The 15,621-nt window shown below is 46.6% G+C and carries 13 protein-coding genes and 3 pseudogenes; 14 read left to right on the forward strand and 2 right to left on the reverse strand.

Annotated features, from left to right (window positions below):
- Position 1: 1 nt before the first annotated feature.
- From ilvN to JCM14374_RS15935, 8 genes and pseudogenes are all read left to right on the forward strand, one after another.
- On the forward strand, positions 2-484 hold the full coding sequence (ilvN, locus tag JCM14374_RS04590) for an acetolactate synthase small subunit (protein ID WP_054694078.1): 483 nt from the start codon (positions 2-4) through the stop codon (positions 482-484).
- A 161-nt stretch (positions 485-645) separates the two neighbouring features.
- Entirely contained in the window at positions 646-1,659 is a 1,014-nt protein-coding gene (ilvC, locus tag JCM14374_RS04595; protein WP_054694081.1) for a ketol-acid reductoisomerase, read from the forward strand.
- 137 nt (positions 1,660-1,796) lie between these two features.
- Positions 1,797-3,342 (forward strand): annotated as a pseudogene (locus JCM14374_RS04600) (2-isopropylmalate synthase).
- A 6-nt stretch (positions 3,343-3,348) separates the two neighbouring features.
- Positions 3,349-4,607: pseudogene (gene leuC / locus JCM14374_RS04605) on the forward strand (3-isopropylmalate dehydratase large subunit).
- A 77-nt stretch (positions 4,608-4,684) separates the two neighbouring features.
- Positions 4,685-5,173: a 3-isopropylmalate dehydratase small subunit gene (leuD, locus tag JCM14374_RS04610; protein ID WP_054694084.1), complete on the forward strand. Its 489-nt coding sequence runs from the start codon at positions 4,685-4,687 to the stop codon at positions 5,171-5,173.
- 77 nt (positions 5,174-5,250) lie between these two features.
- On the forward strand, positions 5,251-6,324 hold the full coding sequence (leuB, locus tag JCM14374_RS04615) for a 3-isopropylmalate dehydrogenase (protein WP_054694086.1): 1,074 nt from the start codon (positions 5,251-5,253) through the stop codon (positions 6,322-6,324).
- Between the two features lie 144 nt (positions 6,325-6,468).
- Positions 6,469-7,371: a citramalate synthase gene (gene cimA, locus JCM14374_RS15930; protein ID WP_439646061.1), complete on the forward strand. Its 903-nt coding sequence runs from the start codon at positions 6,469-6,471 to the stop codon at positions 7,369-7,371.
- Positions 7,372-7,415: 44 nt separating this feature from the next.
- Positions 7,416-8,084, forward strand: coding sequence for an alpha-isopropylmalate synthase regulatory domain-containing protein (locus JCM14374_RS15935; RefSeq protein ID WP_439646062.1), 669 nt, complete (start codon positions 7,416-7,418; stop codon positions 8,082-8,084).
- A 129-nt stretch (positions 8,085-8,213) separates the two neighbouring features.
- Here JCM14374_RS15935 and JCM14374_RS04625 read toward each other — a convergent pair whose 3' ends face one another.
- Positions 8,214-8,939 (reverse strand): LolA family protein, encoded by a 726-nt coding sequence (locus tag JCM14374_RS04625; RefSeq protein WP_054694089.1) that lies wholly within the window; start codon positions 8,937-8,939, stop codon positions 8,214-8,216.
- Between the two features lie 205 nt (positions 8,940-9,144).
- On the opposite strand from JCM14374_RS04625, the gene JCM14374_RS04630 reads away from it, so the two are divergent.
- A complete protein-coding gene (locus tag JCM14374_RS04630) occupies positions 9,145-9,795 on the forward strand; it encodes a queuosine precursor transporter (RefSeq protein ID WP_278279231.1) in 651 nt (216 codons plus the stop codon).
- Between the two features lie 20 nt (positions 9,796-9,815).
- Complete coding sequence (locus tag JCM14374_RS04635) at positions 9,816-10,883, forward strand: nucleotidyltransferase family protein (protein ID WP_054694094.1); 1,068 nt, start codon at positions 9,816-9,818, stop codon at positions 10,881-10,883.
- 268 nt (positions 10,884-11,151) lie between these two features.
- Here the strand turns inward: JCM14374_RS04635 and JCM14374_RS04640 are convergent, their stop codons facing one another.
- Positions 11,152-11,706: a hypothetical protein gene (locus JCM14374_RS04640; RefSeq protein ID WP_054694097.1), complete on the reverse strand. Its 555-nt coding sequence runs from the start codon at positions 11,704-11,706 to the stop codon at positions 11,152-11,154.
- A 178-nt stretch (positions 11,707-11,884) separates the two neighbouring features.
- On the opposite strand from JCM14374_RS04640, the gene JCM14374_RS04645 reads away from it, so the two are divergent.
- The 4 genes and pseudogenes from JCM14374_RS04645 (at position 11,885) to JCM14374_RS04655 (ending at position 15,533) form a co-directional block, all read left to right on the forward strand.
- On the forward strand, positions 11,885-12,769 hold the full coding sequence (locus tag JCM14374_RS04645; RefSeq protein ID WP_054694100.1) for an AAA family ATPase: 885 nt from the start codon (positions 11,885-11,887) through the stop codon (positions 12,767-12,769).
- 233 nt (positions 12,770-13,002) lie between these two features.
- Positions 13,003-13,170, forward strand: a pseudogene (locus JCM14374_RS16050) (VWA containing CoxE family protein); the annotation flags it as partial.
- Between the two features lie 93 nt (positions 13,171-13,263).
- Complete coding sequence (locus JCM14374_RS04650) at positions 13,264-14,190, forward strand: VWA domain-containing protein (protein ID WP_500797390.1); 927 nt, start codon at positions 13,264-13,266, stop codon at positions 14,188-14,190.
- 197 nt (positions 14,191-14,387) lie between these two features.
- Positions 14,388-15,533 (forward strand): acyl-CoA dehydrogenase family protein, encoded by a 1,146-nt coding sequence (locus JCM14374_RS04655; RefSeq protein WP_054694107.1) that lies wholly within the window; start codon positions 14,388-14,390, stop codon positions 15,531-15,533.
- The last annotated feature ends 88 nt before the right edge of the window (positions 15,534-15,621 follow it).

Here is a 15,621-nt window from a genome sequence, read left to right on the forward strand (position 1 = left end):
TATGAAGAAACACACCTTATCAGTAACTGTGGAAAACCGGTCAGGTGTACTAACCAGAGTAACCACTTTATTCCGGCGCCGGGGTTACAATATAGACAGTCTTACCGTAGGCCAGACTGAAAACCCCAGCATATCAAGGATAACCCTGGTTGTTTCCGGTGATGACAAAGTCATGGAACAGGTAAGCAAACAGCTCTATAAACTCATAGATGTTATCAAAATCGTTGATATTACTGAAGAACGCGCGGTTGAACGGGAGTTGGTCCTGGTCAAGGTCAAGGCTGATGCCAATGTGCGGGCCGATATTGTACAAATCGTTGATATTTTCAGAGCCCGCATTGTAGATATAGGCCGCAATACTTTAATAATTGAGGCTACCGGCGATTCCGGCAAAATAGATGCTATTGAAGACGCGTTGATGCCTTTTGGCATTGTTGAACTGGTGCGTACCGGCAAAGTAGCCATGGTGCGCGGCGGCAAGTAGTTAAATTAACCACAGATGAACGCAGATTAACACTGATTTTTATTAACACTCGCAAAGGTTAGGGCACATAATAGGATTTCAACTTAAATGTAACTCTAATAATAATCAGTGAAAATCTGTGCAAATCAGTGGCAAATTATAATTTTAGGAGGTTGTTAGTAATGGCGAAGATGTATTATGATGCGGATGCGAACCTGGATTTGCTTAAGGGCAAGACGATTGCTGTTATTGGTTTTGGCAGCCAGGGTCATGCTCAGGCTCAGAATGCCCATGAAAGCGGGCTTAATATTATTGTGGGCTTGCGCAAACCCGTAGATGCCACTACCCAGGCGGAATGGGACATGGTTAAAGAAGCGGGTATTACTCCCATGACCGTGGCCGAAGCCGCAAAGGCTGCTGATATCGTTCACATATTAATACCGGATACCCTGCAGGCCAAGGTGTACCGGGAGGAAATTGCTCCATATCTGCAGCCAGGCAATGCTATTGGATTCTCACATGGATTTAACATTCATTTTGGTCAGATCGTTCCTCCGGCTGACATCGATGTGTTTATGGTTGCGCCTAAAGGACCGGGTCACCTGGTAAGGCGAATGTATCAAAAGGGCGCAGGGGTACCTTCACTTATTGCGGTGGAAAATGACTATACCGGCCAGGCCCGTGAGTTAGCCCTGGCATTTGCCAAGGCTATCGGCGCTACTCGGGCGGGCGTAATTGAAACTACTTTTAAGGAAGAAACCGAGACCGATCTTTTCGGCGAGCAGTGTGTCCTGTGCGGCGGCACTACCGCTCTGGTTAAAGCTGGATTTGAAACCCTGGTTGAAGCGGGTTACCAGCCGGAAATCGCTTATTTTGAATGTTTGCATGAGTTAAAACTCATAGTTGATCTTATGTATGAAGGCGGCATCGAAATGATGCGTTTTTCCATCAGCGATACGGCAGAATACGGCGACCTGGTTATCGGTCCGCGCCTTATCAACGAAGATGTCAAACAGGAGATGCGTTACGTGCTGGATGAGATTCAAGACGGCAGTTTTGCCCGGGAATGGCTGCTGGAAAATCAGGTGGGACGACCCGTATATAATGCCTTAAAGAAACAAGGTTCTGAACATCTCATTGAGAAGGTTGGCAAAGAGCTTAGAAGCATGATGCCCTGGCTCAAAGAAATTAAATAACCCAGGGTTATTGTTTATATTTACAGATATTTAAGATAAACGCAGACATGCTGATTTCATACTAAACGATGGCAACTGTAATCGGGCAGAAGCAAGCTGTGTTTAATCAAGGGCTAATTATCCCCCGGAGGTGAGTTATGTCTGATAATAACCGGATTTACATTTTTGATACTACCTTAAGAGATGGAGAACAGTCTCCCGGTTTCAGCATGAATATTGAGGAAAAGCTGCATTTTGCCGATCAGCTGGTTAAATTGAATGTCGACATCATTGAAGCCGGATTTCCCCGTTCATCGCCTGGTGATTTCGAATCCGTAAAAAGGATAGCCGCCCGTGTTAAAGGGGTTCAGGTAGCCGGACTGCCCGGGCCAATTTTGAAGATATCAATACAGCCTGGGACGCTTTGAGAGGTGCGGAGAATCCTCGTATCCATACCTTTATCTCCAGTTCTGATATTCACATTTACAACCAGTTCAAGAAAACCCGTGAGGAAGTATTGGAACAAGCGGTGGCGGCCGTCAAACATGCAGCATCGTTTACCTCCAACGTGGAGTTTTCACCGATGGACGCTACCCGCAGCGACTGGGCTTACCTGGCGCAAATGGTCGAAGCGGTAATTGCTGCAGGCGCCACCACGGTTAACATACCTGATACGGTAGGATACGCGATACCCTCAGAATTCGGCGAGCTTATCAAATACTTGTTTGCCAACGTATCAAATATTCATAAGGCGGTTATCTCAGTACATTGTCACAATGACCTGGGGTTGTCTACCTCGAATGCCCTGGCGGCAGTACAAGCCGGGGCCCGTCAGGTGGAATGCACCATAAACGGCATCGGCGAACGGGCCGGCAATACCGCTATGGAAGAAGTTGTAATGGCGATCAAGACACGCAAGGACATATTTGGCCCCTGCGAAACCGGGATTAATACCCGGCAGCTGGTTCCTACCAGCAGTCTCTTGACACATATTACCGGGATTGGCGTGCAGCCGAATAAAGCGATAGTGGGCGCCAATGCTTTTGCCCACGAATCAGGTATTCACCAGGATGGCATGCTGAAAGACCGCACCACCTATGAAATCATAAATCCGGAAACAGTTGGAGTCACCAAAAGCAGCCTGGTATTAGGCAAACATTCAGGACGCCATGCCTTTAATGACCGCTTGTGTGAGCTCGGCTTCGACCTGAATGAAGAAGAACTGGATCGCGCTTTCGCTCGTTTTAAGGACCTGGCCGATAAGAAAAAGGAAATCAGCGATGAAGATATCAAGGCTCTGATCAATGATGAATTCAGGGTGATCCCGGATCGCTTCAAACTGCGTTACCTGCATTTTACCGGGGGAAGTACCATAGTGCCTACCGCCACAGTCGGAGTAGAAGGCTCCAAGGGCAGGGTAGAAGCCGCCGCTTGCGGGGATGGGCCAGTTGATGCCGCATTTAATGCTATCGACCAGATAACCGGTCTGCCAGGTACTCTGGCCGAATATAGCTTAATGCTGTTACAGGCGGTAAAGATGCCCTGGGAGAGGTGGTTGTCAAGGTGGAGGTGGGAGATTTAAAGGTGGCTGGCCGCGGAGTATCCACAGATATCGTAGAAGCAAGTGTTAAGGCTTATATTAATGCTATCAATAAAGCCGCCTTTGAAATAAGCAAACCCGGCCTAACGAACATGGAGGAGTGAGATATTATGGCCATGACCATAAGCCAGAAGATACTGGCAGCCCATGCTGGTCTCAAACATGTGGAAGCGGGCGAACTGATAAACTGCAAACTGGATGTCATACTGGGCAATGATATTACCGCCCCGGTGGCTATAGCGGAATTTGCGAGACTTAACATGGATAAGGTATCAGATCCTGATAAGATAGTCCTGGTGCCGGATCATTTTACTCCTAACAAGGATATAAAATCAGCCGAACAGAGTAAGGTAGTACGCGACTTTGCCCGGCAGCAGGGTATCAAGAATTATTTTGAAGTAGGACAGATGGGCATAGAACACTGTCTTTTGCCGGAGCAGGGTCTGGTGCTGCCTGGAGATGCTATCATCGGCGCTGATTCACATACCTGTACCTACGGAGCTTTGGGGGCTTTTGCCACCGGGGTAGGGTCAACCGATATGGCGGCTGGTATGGCTACCGGTGAAGTATGGTTTAAGGTCCCTGAAAGCATCAAATTTATTTACTACGGCAAACTGCCTGCCTGGGTGGGGGGCAAAGACCTGATACTGCATACCATTGGAGATATAGGAGTTGACGGGGCTCGTTATATGTCAATGGAGTTCACCGGAGAAGTTATCCGGACACTGTCAATGGACAACCGCTTTACCATGGCTAATATGGCTATAGAAGCCGGCGGCAAGAATGGCATTATCGAAGCGGACGAAATTACCCTGGAATACGTGAAAAGCCGTGCCAAACGGGGTTATACAGTCTATAAATCCGATCCCGACGCCAAATATTTCGAAGTGCGCGAGTATGATGTCAGCCAAATGGAGCCGGTAGTGGCGTTTCCCCACCTGCCGGAAAACGCCAGGAAAGTCAGCGAAGCCAGCGGGGTGAGGCTGGATCAAGTGGTAATAGGCTCCTGCACCAATGGGCGCATAGAAGACCTGGCAGTAGCGGCGGGCATACTCAAAGGCAAAAAGGTGCATCCGGAAATCCGCGTAATAGTTATCCCCGGAACTCAGCAAATCTACCTGGAAGCCATGCGCCGAGGTTATATCGAGACATTTATCGAAGCCGGGGCGCAGTCAGCACGCCTACCTGCGGACCTTGCCTGGGAGGCCATATGGGTATACTGGCTAAAGGTGAAAGATCACTGGCTACAACTAACCGCAATTTTGTGGGCAGGATGGGGCATCCTGAGAGTGAAGTTTATTTAGCCAGCCCGGCCGTAGCCGCTGCCAGTGCTATTAAAGGCCAAATTACCCCCCCGTGGGAAGTGTAAATAGACACGGATAACTCTTACCCTGCAGTTAAAATCTGTGATAATTAAATCTGCGTTTAAGTGTGAGGAGGTTCTGTATGAAGTTTTCAGGCAAGGCGCATAAATTTGGCGCCGATATAGATACTGACGCTATCATTCCGGCTCGTTATCTGAATACTATAGATCCCTTGGAATTAGCCAAACATTGTATGGAAGACGCGGATGCTGAATTTCCTTCTAAAGTTCAGGCGGGTGATATTATCGTAGCGGACAAAAATTTCGGCTGCGGCAGTTCCAGGGAACACGCGCCGATAGCTATTAAAGGCGCAGGTGTATCTTGTGTTATAGCCCGTTCATTTGCCCGCATTTTTTACCGTAATGCTATTAATATCGGCCTGCCCATACTGGAATGCGATGCGGCGGTGGACGGAATCGCTGCCGGTGATGATGTGGAGGTAAATCTGGACAGCGGCGAAATAAAGAATGTAAGGACAGGCCAGACTTACCAGGCAGTGCCGTTCCCAGAATTTATGCAGGACATAATGCAAAAAGGCGGTCTGATCAACTATATAAAAGATAAAAGATAAACCATAAACGCTGGCGGCTGCGTTGCACACAGAATTACAGATATCATTTATAATTTGAATTTGAGAGGATGGAAGGAATGTATAAGATAGCGGTGCTTCCCGGAGATGGCATCGGGGTGGAAATCGTTCCGGAGGCGGTAAAGGTTTTAAAGGCCATAGCAGTGAAATTTGGGCATCAGTTTGAATTTAGGGAGGCTCCTGTAGGCGGTGCGGCTTATGATATTACCGGGCATCCCTTGCCTCCGGAAACCCTTAAGCTGTGTCAGGAATCTGATGCGGTTCTGCTGGGAGCTATTGGCGGACCCAAGTATGATAATCTGCCTGTTCATTTGCGGCCAGAAATTGGCGCCTTATTACCTTTGCGCAAGGAACTGGCGCTTTACGCCAACCTTCGTCCCTGTATTCTTTTCCCGGGGTTGCTGAAGGCATCCACTTTGAAAGAAGAAGTAATCAGCGGGGTGGATATTATGGTAGTCAGGGAGCTCACCGGCGGCCTGTATTTTGGAGAAAAGTACCGGGAAAACACTCCTGATGGCGGGCAGAAGGCTACCGATATCTTATCTTATTCCACCTATGAAATAGAACGAATAGCCAGATTTGCTTTTGAGGCGGCCCGCAAACGCCGCAAGAATTTATGTTCAGTTGATAAAGCCAATGTAATTGAGACTTCGCGTTTATGGCGGGAAACAGTCACTAAACTCGGACAGGAATATCCTGATGTTTTATTGAGCCATATGTACGTAGATAATTGTTCCATGCAGCTGATTCGCAATCCAAAGCAATTCGACGTTATTGTTACCGAGAATATGTTTGGGGATATACTTACTGATGAAGCCTCAATGCTGACAGGTTCTATAGGCATGCTGCCCAGTGCTTCCATCGGCGGCAAGGTCAGTCTCTATGAACCTTCTCATGGCAGCGCTCCCGATATTGCGGGGCAGAAAAAGGCCAATCCCCTGGCTACTATTTTATCCGCCGCCATGATGCTGCGTTATTCATTCAACCTGGAAGAAGAAGCCCTTTTGATAGAGGAAGCGGTACGCCAGGTAATGGCAGATGGTTACCGCACCCCTGACCTTATGGAAGCGGGCTGCACCCTGGTCAATACTGTTGAAATGGGCGATAAGGTAGTCGAAATGATTATGAGATAGACATGGATAACACGGATAATAATTCTAAGATTATTTATTGATTAAGAAATCACCTTATGCACTTAACTAAAGGCAAGAGCCTAACGCTTTGTCCAAGCCAGGAAGGCAACAGCGGGTTACCCCATTTATTTTCCGCGTCTGTATTTGAAAATAGGAGGTATTTGTGTTGGGGATTTTAAGCTGGACGTATTAAGCTATGACACCACCCTGCGGGATGGTTCTCAGGGGGAAGGCATTTCCCTGTCTATTGATGATAAGCTGAGAATCGCGCGCAAACTGGATTACCTGGGCATTTCATATATTGAAGGCGGATGGCCGGGCAGCAATCCCAAAGACCTGGAATTTTTTCAACGCGTACGGGAAATTGAGCTTAAGAATTCCAGGATTACCGCTTTCAGTTCCACTCGTAAACCTGATATTGCTATAAAACAAGATAGCAATATCCAGGCCTTATTGCAATCAGGAGTAAAAGCTGCCACTATCTTCGGCAAGAGCTGGGACTTTCATGTCTTAAGGGCCCTGGAAACTACTTTAGAAGAAAATCTGGCTATGATTAGAGATACGGTAGCCTTTCTAAAAGATGCCGGTTGGGAAGTTATATTTGATGCGGAACACTTTTTTGATGGATATAAGAACAACCGGGATTATGCCTTAAGGGTTTTGGAAGCGGCGGCTGATGCCGGCGCTGATTGGCTGGTGCTCTGTGATACCAACGGGGGAACCATGCCCTGGGAAGTGGAACAGATCGTGTGCCAGGTTCGGGAATTTAGCCGTACTCCCCTGGGCATTCACGCGCATAATGATGGCGCCTGCGCGGTGGCTAATTCTCTGGTGGCGATTAAAAACGGCTGCAGCCAGGTGCAGGGTACCATTAACGGCTATGGGGAAAGGTGCGGGAATGGTGACCTGTGCTCAATCATACCCAGCCTGGAACTTAAAATGGGACTGAAAGTGCTTCCCGGAGATAACCTGCGTTATTTGAGCGAAGTATCCCATTATGTTACTGAGATAGCTAATATGCCCCATTACAATAACCAGCCTTTGTAGGCTACGGCGCTTTTGCCCATAAGGGAGGAATTCATGTCAGCGCTCTGTTAAAAGACGCCCTGACTTACGAACATATTAATCCCGAAGCGGTTGGCAACCACCGCCGGGTTTTGGTTTCCGAATTGTCCGGTTTGTCAAATCTGCTGTACAAAGCCAAAGAATTTAATATTGATGTAAATAAATATGGAACCGAAACCCGTAAAATTATTAAGCAGATCAAGGAACTGGAGAATCAAGGTTTTCAGTTCGAAGGCGCGGATGCTTCCCTGGAGTTGTTCCTGCGCAAGGCCTTCGGACAGTATGAAGATTTCTTCCAATTAAAAAACCTGAAAATCATCCTGGAGAAAAACGAGGGTGATGAAATTACCTCCGAAGCTGTAATCAAGCTCTTGGCAGGAGATCAGGTTTTCCATACCGCTGCCGAAGGCGACGGCCCTGTGAATGCCCTGGATAATTCGCTGCGCAAAGCCTTAACCGAGGTTTACCCGGAAATAAGTGAAATGCACCTTACGGATTATAAGGTCCGGGTATTAAACGGCACCGAAGGGACGGCGGCTCGGGTGCGGGTTTTGATAGATTCTGCGGACAGCCTTGAAACCTGGAGCACAGTGGGGGTATCGGAAAATATTATTGAGGCTTCCTGGCAGGCTCTGGTGGACAGTGTCAATTATATGCTGATGAAAAGGCAGCTGAAAGGCGCAGAAGAAAAATAGCCCCATCACGATGCCCATGATCATTATAATACCGCTTAAAGCCCATGAAGCGCGCAATCAGGATAATATTTACCAGAAAACAAAAGGAGGTTCAAGGCGAACCTCCTTTTCATATATTAAATGTTAATTTTACGGCATCTGCGGCATTGGGGGCATATTCTTAATATCAGGCAGATTCGGCATTTGGGGCATATTATTCATGGACTGCACATTCACTCCCGCGGGTAGTTTGAACAGGTTTTCATCCTGAGCTCCGACTTTAATGTTTTTATTCTCTACGAGAATTTTGCCGTCAGCCGTATTGGATTCTATTCTGGCAGGTATGCCTATGTCTTCCCGTATCCACATGCGGACCGTTTCCTGACCCTGCACAGCTTCTACAACAGCACATTCGGCCCCGTCTATTTTTTCATGTCCCACTATTTTCAGATTATCTTCTGCCTGGCCCTCTGCCCATTCGGTAGCCGGCTTATTTTTATTTTCAGTGATAGCAACTTTCATAGCCATGTTTTCAGCAGGAAAATACATATATACATTACTGCCATCAGATATGGTTACGGTTTTTTTCCCTTGAACCTCAGCCTCAAAACGCGCCTTTTTCCCGCTAATAAAAACCTTGTTTTTTATGACCTCTTTACTTGAAGACAACGTTGAAGTACTGTCATATGAGAGACCTTTAACAGCTTTCGCCGATTGCATCAAATCTCCAATGGTTAAAGCGGTTGTTTTTGCGGGGGCTTTCTTTTCTTCCACCTGATTTGACGCGGGCTGTTTTTCGGAAGGTTTTCCACATCCCGCTAAAACCAGTGAACTGGTCAGGAGTACCATAACAATAACAAATGCTAGTTTTTTCACTAATATAACCTCCTAAAATGTCAATTGGGAAATTCGGTTTTATCAATCCTCCCCTCCAAATTAAAATAATATATATGTATATGAATATTTTAATAATAATACAGGGCAAACAACAAGTGTAATCACGTTGGACTTATAAGCTTATAAAATCTAGGGGGGATGATTCCTGGAAAGCAAAGAAAATCAGGCTGTATCAAAGCTGTTTTTGATAATTGCCTGCTTATTTGTGACCTGTTTGTTGATATCTAACATTATTGCCGGCAGGCTTATAACCGTTTATGGGTTAGTCCTTCCGGCAGCGGTGATACTTTTTCCCTTAACCTATATATTTGGTGATGTTTTAACCGAAGTATACGGCTTTAAAAAGGCCCGCCTGGTCATATGGACCGGTTTTGCATGCAATCTGCTCATGGCGGCGGTGTTCATAGGCGTAGCAGCATTCCCGGCTCCTTCATTTTGGGAAGGGAAACAGGCTTACGCAGCAGTGCTTGGTTTGACACCGCGCATGGTGGCAGCTTCTCTGGCGGCTTACTTTATAGGCGAATGGAGCAATGCTGTTCTCTTGTCGCGCATGAAAATATGGACAGCAGGCCGATGGTTGTGGATGCGTACTATAGGATCTACTGTCGTTGGCGAAGGGCTGGATACAGTAATATTTGTCAGCCTGGCATTTGCGGGATCAGTCCCAGAGCCGGTATGGGGACAAATGATCCTGGCCCAATACTTATGGAAAGTGTCTTATGAAGTTGTGATAACACCTTTTACCTACGCAGTGGTCAGCTATTTGAAACAGAAGGAGAATATTGATGCGTTTGATTACGGAGTGCGTTATAATCCCTTTAAGCTAAATTTTTAAATACAGCAGGGGGAATAGCAATGAAGGCCATGATAATGGCGGCAGGGGTAGGTTCGCGTCTGATGCCTTTAACCATAAATGTTCCCAAACCTATGGTTCCCATGGCTAACCAGCCCTTGATGGAGAACACGGTTCGTTTGATGGCCAAACAAGGTTTTAATGAGTTGATTGCCAATTTGCACTATCATGGAGACAAGATTCAGGATTATTTTGGCGATGGAAGCAGGTTCGGAGTTGACATAGCCTATTCGCCTGAAGAAGAACTGTGGGGTACGGCCGGGGGGGTGAAACGCTGCCAGTGGTTTCTAAATGAAACCTTTGCGGTAGTCAGCGGAGATGCTTTGACAGATATCGATGCGGCCGCTTTGTTGGTTCAGCATAAAGCCAGAGGAGCGCTGGCGACTATTGCCCTGAAAGAGGTAGATGATGTAGAGCATTTTGGAGTGGTTGTAACCGGTGAAGATGGCAGGATTGAAAGATTTCAGGAGAAGCCTCGTCCCGAGGAAGCCTTAAGCCATTTGGCCAACACCGGTATTTATATTTTCGAACCCGAGATATTTAACTACATACCGGCACATCAATTCTATGATTTCGGGAAACAGGTCTTTCCCCAGCTTGTAAAAATGGGGGCTCCTTTTTATGGGGTGGCGGTGGACAATTACTGGTGTGATGTGGGCAGTCTTAATACCTATCGCCAGGCGCACCTGGATATATTAAAAGGATTAATGCAGGTAACCGCCTCGGGCAAACGTCTGGAAATGAACAATGGGGCCACCGTACTGTTAGGTCCCGGGGCGGTTGTAAGCGATAAGGTCAATTTTAAAGGTAAAAATGTCATCGGTCCAGGATGCAGAATAGAAGATCATGTAGATATAGAAAACTCGGTTTTATGGGATAACTGTATCATCGGTGCGGGAACTGTCATATGTGAAGCCGTCTTGGGTTCATCTTGCCGTATAGGTCCTGAGTCTACATTAAGTCAAGGTGCGGTGCTGGCCAGTGATTGTGAATTGTCGTCTAAAAGCATGATTCCTAAGGGAGCCAGGGTTTTTTGTTCTCATTCAGGTGACCTGCAGGCAGAAATATAACAATAGGGTATAAGTCTGTTCGGAGGCGTGGGCATGGCGTTAGATATCACCGGCGAACAACAGTACCGCTGCCTGTCATTGCTAAGAGAACGGGGAAAGATTGCTTCGCTGCGCTCGCAATGACACAATAAAAGATTATCTTCTGGAACAACCGTGCTGTCATTGTTATGAAAACTATGTATTCGTCGTTGCGAGGAGCGCAGCGACGCGGCAATCTAAAACGAAAAAGCTGGTCTCCCGCAGGGCGAATTTTGTTCTTTGGGTTCAACTATTTTCCGAGCAGTTGTTTAAAATTGTCATTCAATGCTTTTAAATCAACCTTATCAAGTTCTTTAAGATTTGACTCGGCAATAGGGGTAGTGGTGTAGATCAGATAGCTGTACTTTTCTTTGATTAAAATCGCCGCTTGATATCCCGGCGGCTGCCCTGCGCGCACAAATTTATAAGCTACCACAGCGGCACGGTCGCTTTTCTTGGTATAAGCGGACATTATTTCCAGTTCCATACCCTCGGGGACTGGATCATTTTTGCGAAAACCTTCCAGCACGATGGCGGTATCCCTTTCTATAGCCGACCGATTGGCTATCAACTGCTGCGGTTCCAGCGACATATACTGGGGCAAAAATTGAGCTGACCAAAAAACGCTTACGTTTTGGGCCGCTTGATTAAAATCCTCCGCAAAATAGGCCTGGTAAAAATTACGCACGCTGTTCTCCGGGTTGTCAAAGGCGACAAAAGCGGCATAATAATACATAGCTCCCAGGATAATTGCGATAAGTAAAAACAACGAACGGGGTGTTCGTGACGATGCTGGCTTGCTCATTTTTATCCTCCATTTTCCTTTAAAATATACAAGTAGAATTCTAACAGATTTGCCGCCGATAAACAATTAAAAGTAGCTGAAGGCAAAACGGGTGCCGGGGTCATTGACTGAGCTTGTGATTTCTGTTACTATTAGGGGCGAAAATTACGGAGACAGCCTAAATATGGGAGGAATATAAATGGTTAAGAAAAGCGGAGCCTATAATGGTTCATCCAACTACATAGTTACGGATGAATTAAGGAATGCGGTAAATATTGCCATAGCCCTGCAAAAACCGCTGCTCATTAAGGGAGAACCGGGTACCGGGAAAACCATGCTGGCTCAGAGTATTGCTGATTCAATGGGAATGCCTTTGTTGATATGGAATATAAAATCAACCACTAAAGCCCAGGAAGGCCTTTATGTATATGATACTGTACAGAGGCTGTACGACAGTCAATTTGGCGAGGGCGATGTGGGCAATATTAAAAAGTACATCAAACTCGGCAAACTGGGGGAATCGTTCCTGGCTGATGAACAGGTGGTGCTGCTCATAGATGAGATAGATAAAGCCGATTTGGAATTCCCCAATGACCTCTTATGGGAATTAGATCAGATGAGCTTTTATATTCCCGAAACCCGTGAGACTATTTCCGCCAAACATCGGCCTATTGTCATTATCACCAGCAATGCGGAAAAAGAACTGCCGGATGCCTTCCTGCGCCGCTGTATTTTCCATTATATAGCCTTCCCCGATGCCGAAGGCATGGAAAGAATCGTTAAGGTTCATCATCCCAATTTGGACCGCCGTCTGCTGGAGCAGGCCATGGAAACCTTCTATATGCTGCGCAATATTCCCAATGTACAGAAAAAACCCAGTACCAGTGAACTTATTGACTGGCTTCAGGCCCTGGTGGTCGGGGGCATCAACCCCAGCAAGCTTAAACAGGAATTGCCGTTTTTGGGCGTCTTGTTAAAGAAAAATGAAGACCTGGATACCCTGCTCAGCCAGCTGTACGGCAAAAACCAAAACCGCGGCAGCCAGGTTAATGTACACGGCAACATCAACCGCTATTACCGTTAATGTAAAAATAGACGCTGAAAACGCTGAATTACTATGAGTACGCTGAATTGAACATACACGATAATTTATTAAATTCGCTCAATTTATTTTCATCGGCGGTTGCAGCCTGCAGCCATAGGTGATTATTTTCAAAATTGATACAATATCTTTCTATTCTGCGTTTAAGCATAATAAATCTGCGTTTATCCGCGTCAAAAATGGGGAAATCTTATGTTTACTGATTTTTTTATACCTTAAAACATTTTGGGGTGCCGGTTACAATGAATGAATGGCAAAGCCTCCTGGAAGCGCTGGAGGACGGTATGGCCGGATCAAGTCTGACCGGTTTTTATTACCTGTGCCGGGCCCTGCTGGTTAAAACCGAAGCTCATTATGACCGTTTTGACATGGCGTTTGCCCGTTATTTTCACGATATCGAAACGCCGGAAGGCCTGCCTGACAAAATATGGGAATGGCTTGATAAAGAATTGCCTCCCATTGAGGTTACTGATGAAATGCGCCGCAATCATAAACAGCTGGATATTGAAGAAATGAAACGCATGCTGGCGGAACGACTGGCGGAACAGACTGAAGAACATCACGGCGGCAACCGCTGGGTTGGAACCGGGGGTACTTCACCCTTTGGTCATTCCGGTTATCATCCCGGCGGTATACGTATTGGCGGCGAATCACGCAATCTGTCGGCCGTAAAGGTCGCCGGCATGCGAAGATTCCAGGAATTTCGCACTGATGAAACCCTGGGGGTCAGGCAGTTCCAGATGGCCCTGCGCAAGCTGCGTCAGTTTACTACCCGTATAGAAGGAGCCAGAACTGAATTGGACCTGGATGCCACAGTGGATAAAACCTGTGACAATGCGGGCAGGCTGGAATTGATTTGGGAAAGACCCCGGGAAAACGCGATCAAGGTTCTTTTATTAATGGATGCGGGCGGTTCAATGGTTACCTACAGCCGCTTGTGCAACCAGCTTTTCACTGCCGTAAACCGCTCCAATCATTTTAAGGATTTAAAGGTTTTCTATTTCCACAACTGCATTTACGACTGGCTGTATCATTCATCCGCGTGCAGCAACAGCGACTACACAGATACAGAATACGTACTGCGTACTTATTCGCCCGATTATCGGGTTATAATCGTAGGCGATGCCAGTATGGCTCCGTATGAACTCATGAGGGTTGGCGGGGTCATAGATTGGGAACTATATAATGATAAACCCGGCATTGATTGGCTGAAACGTTTGCGCAAACACTTCGAATATTCAGTTTGGCTGAATCCTATTTCACGCGATTACTGGGACTGGATGGAAGGTTCTTATACTATCAAGACCATAGCTTCTATTTTTCCTATGCATGAATTGACTATAGATGGACTGGAACTCGCTATTAAGAACCTGCGCAGCCGCCAGCCTGTCAAAGCCGGATAGCATACGGCCGCCTATCACGTATCCGCATGTGTCCCCTGGTAAAAAAACATTTCTTATTTTACTTTTACAAATCCCATGGATATAAAATGATTCCCATTGCGTAATTTCTGCAGGAGAAATATAATCTAAGTAGAATTATTACTTTAACTAAAAGTTTAATGTTGGAGTAATTTTTAAACGATGGGGAGGACGGATATATGAATTTTACTTTTACAAAAGAACAGCTGATGATTCAACAGATGGCCAAGGAATTCGCGGAGAAGTATCTCGAACCGGTTGCGGAACAGGTGGATAGGGAAAACAAGATACCGGACGAGATATTAAAGGGTTTGGCGGAACTTGATCTTTTCGGTATACCATATGCTGAGGAATATGGCGGAGCGGGCGGCGGCTATGACGGCTACGTTCTGGCTATGGAGCAGATCAGCCGGGCGTGCAGCGGGGTAGCTATGACGATATCGGCGCACAGCCTGTCCCTTAGCGCTATAAATGTTTTCGGCACGGAAGAACAAAAGAAAAAGTACATGACCCCCGCCTGCAAAGGCGAGCATATCGCTTCCTTTGCATTTACCGAGCCGCAGACCGGTTCAGACCCCAAACAGCTTGCTACCACCGCCAAAAAGGTTGGCAATGAATATATTTTGAACGGAACCAAGCGGTTTATCTCCAATGCTAATTGGCCCGGAGTCGCAGTTATTTTCGCAGTCGATGACCAGACAGGCAAGCCCTCGGGTTTTCTGGTGGAAAAATTCTGTGAAGGCTATTCGATTTCAGAACCCTGGGATAAAATCGGTATGCACGGCGGACAACTATTAGATATTTATCTAAAGGACGTCAGGGTGCCAGCCGAGAACATGCTGGGCGGCCCCTCTATGGGTTATCCTATTCTCCAGCTGGGCATATCATTCGGTAAGGTGGGCGTAAGTTCTACCGCTCTGGGCGGTATTCTGGCGGCCTATGAGGAGGGCGTGAAATACGCCACGGAAAAAATGCACCGCGACGCCCCGATATCCAAATTCCAGGCTGTCCAACTGCGTATTGCCGATATGGCTATTAAATACGAAGCTGCCCGCTGGCTGACCTATCGCCTGGGCTGCCTGGCGAACAATGTCAAAGATCCCCGCGCTTTTGCCAAAGAGGCTGCTTTAACCAAGACTTTTGTATGTGATACGATGGTGGATGTAGCACGTATTTCGATAGACATTCATGGCTCTTACGGACTAATGAATGATTATAAGATTGCCAAGATATACAAAGATGCAATTATTGGACCTGAAATTGAAGGCGTGGCCGATATGCAGAAGCTGATTGTTGCCGGGGTTACCTTGGCTGAAAGAAAATAATTGTTTATAGACAAGGGAAGCGCCAGTGTTTCCCTTGTCGTTTAATGATAATATTAGAAAAACAGATCATTGCCTTGGCAGGAAGCGA

Origin of the sequence: Syntrophomonas palmitatica JCM 14374 (genome assembly GCF_001311885.1) — a bacterium.
In the GTDB taxonomy this organism is placed as follows: domain Bacteria; phylum Bacillota; class Syntrophomonadia; order Syntrophomonadales; family Syntrophomonadaceae; genus Syntrophomonas_A; species Syntrophomonas_A palmitatica.

Bases quoted from the DNA above. Each gene is read 5' to 3' on its own strand.
- ilvN (WP_054694078.1), top strand. From the start codon at position 2: ATGAAGAAACACACCTTATCAGTAACTGTGGAAAACCGGTCAGGTGTA.
- ilvC (WP_054694081.1), top strand. From the start codon at position 646: ATGGCGAAGATGTATTATGATGCGGATGCGAACCTGGATTTGCTTAAG.
- leuD (WP_054694084.1), top strand. From the start codon at position 4,685: ATGAAGTTTTCAGGCAAGGCGCATAAATTTGGCGCCGATATAGATACT.
- leuB (WP_054694086.1), top strand. From the start codon at position 5,251: ATGTATAAGATAGCGGTGCTTCCCGGAGATGGCATCGGGGTGGAAATC.
- JCM14374_RS04635 (WP_054694094.1), top strand. From the start codon at position 9,816: ATGAAGGCCATGATAATGGCGGCAGGGGTAGGTTCGCGTCTGATGCCT.
- JCM14374_RS04640 (WP_054694097.1), bottom strand. From the start codon at position 11,706: ATGAGCAAGCCAGCATCGTCACGAACACCCCGTTCGTTGTTTTTACTT.
- JCM14374_RS04645 (WP_054694100.1), top strand. From the start codon at position 11,885: ATGGTTAAGAAAAGCGGAGCCTATAATGGTTCATCCAACTACATAGTT.
- JCM14374_RS04650 (WP_500797390.1), top strand. From the start codon at position 13,264: ATGCGCCGCAATCATAAACAGCTGGATATTGAAGAAATGAAACGCATG.
- JCM14374_RS04655 (WP_054694107.1), top strand. From the start codon at position 14,388: ATGAATTTTACTTTTACAAAAGAACAGCTGATGATTCAACAGATGGCC.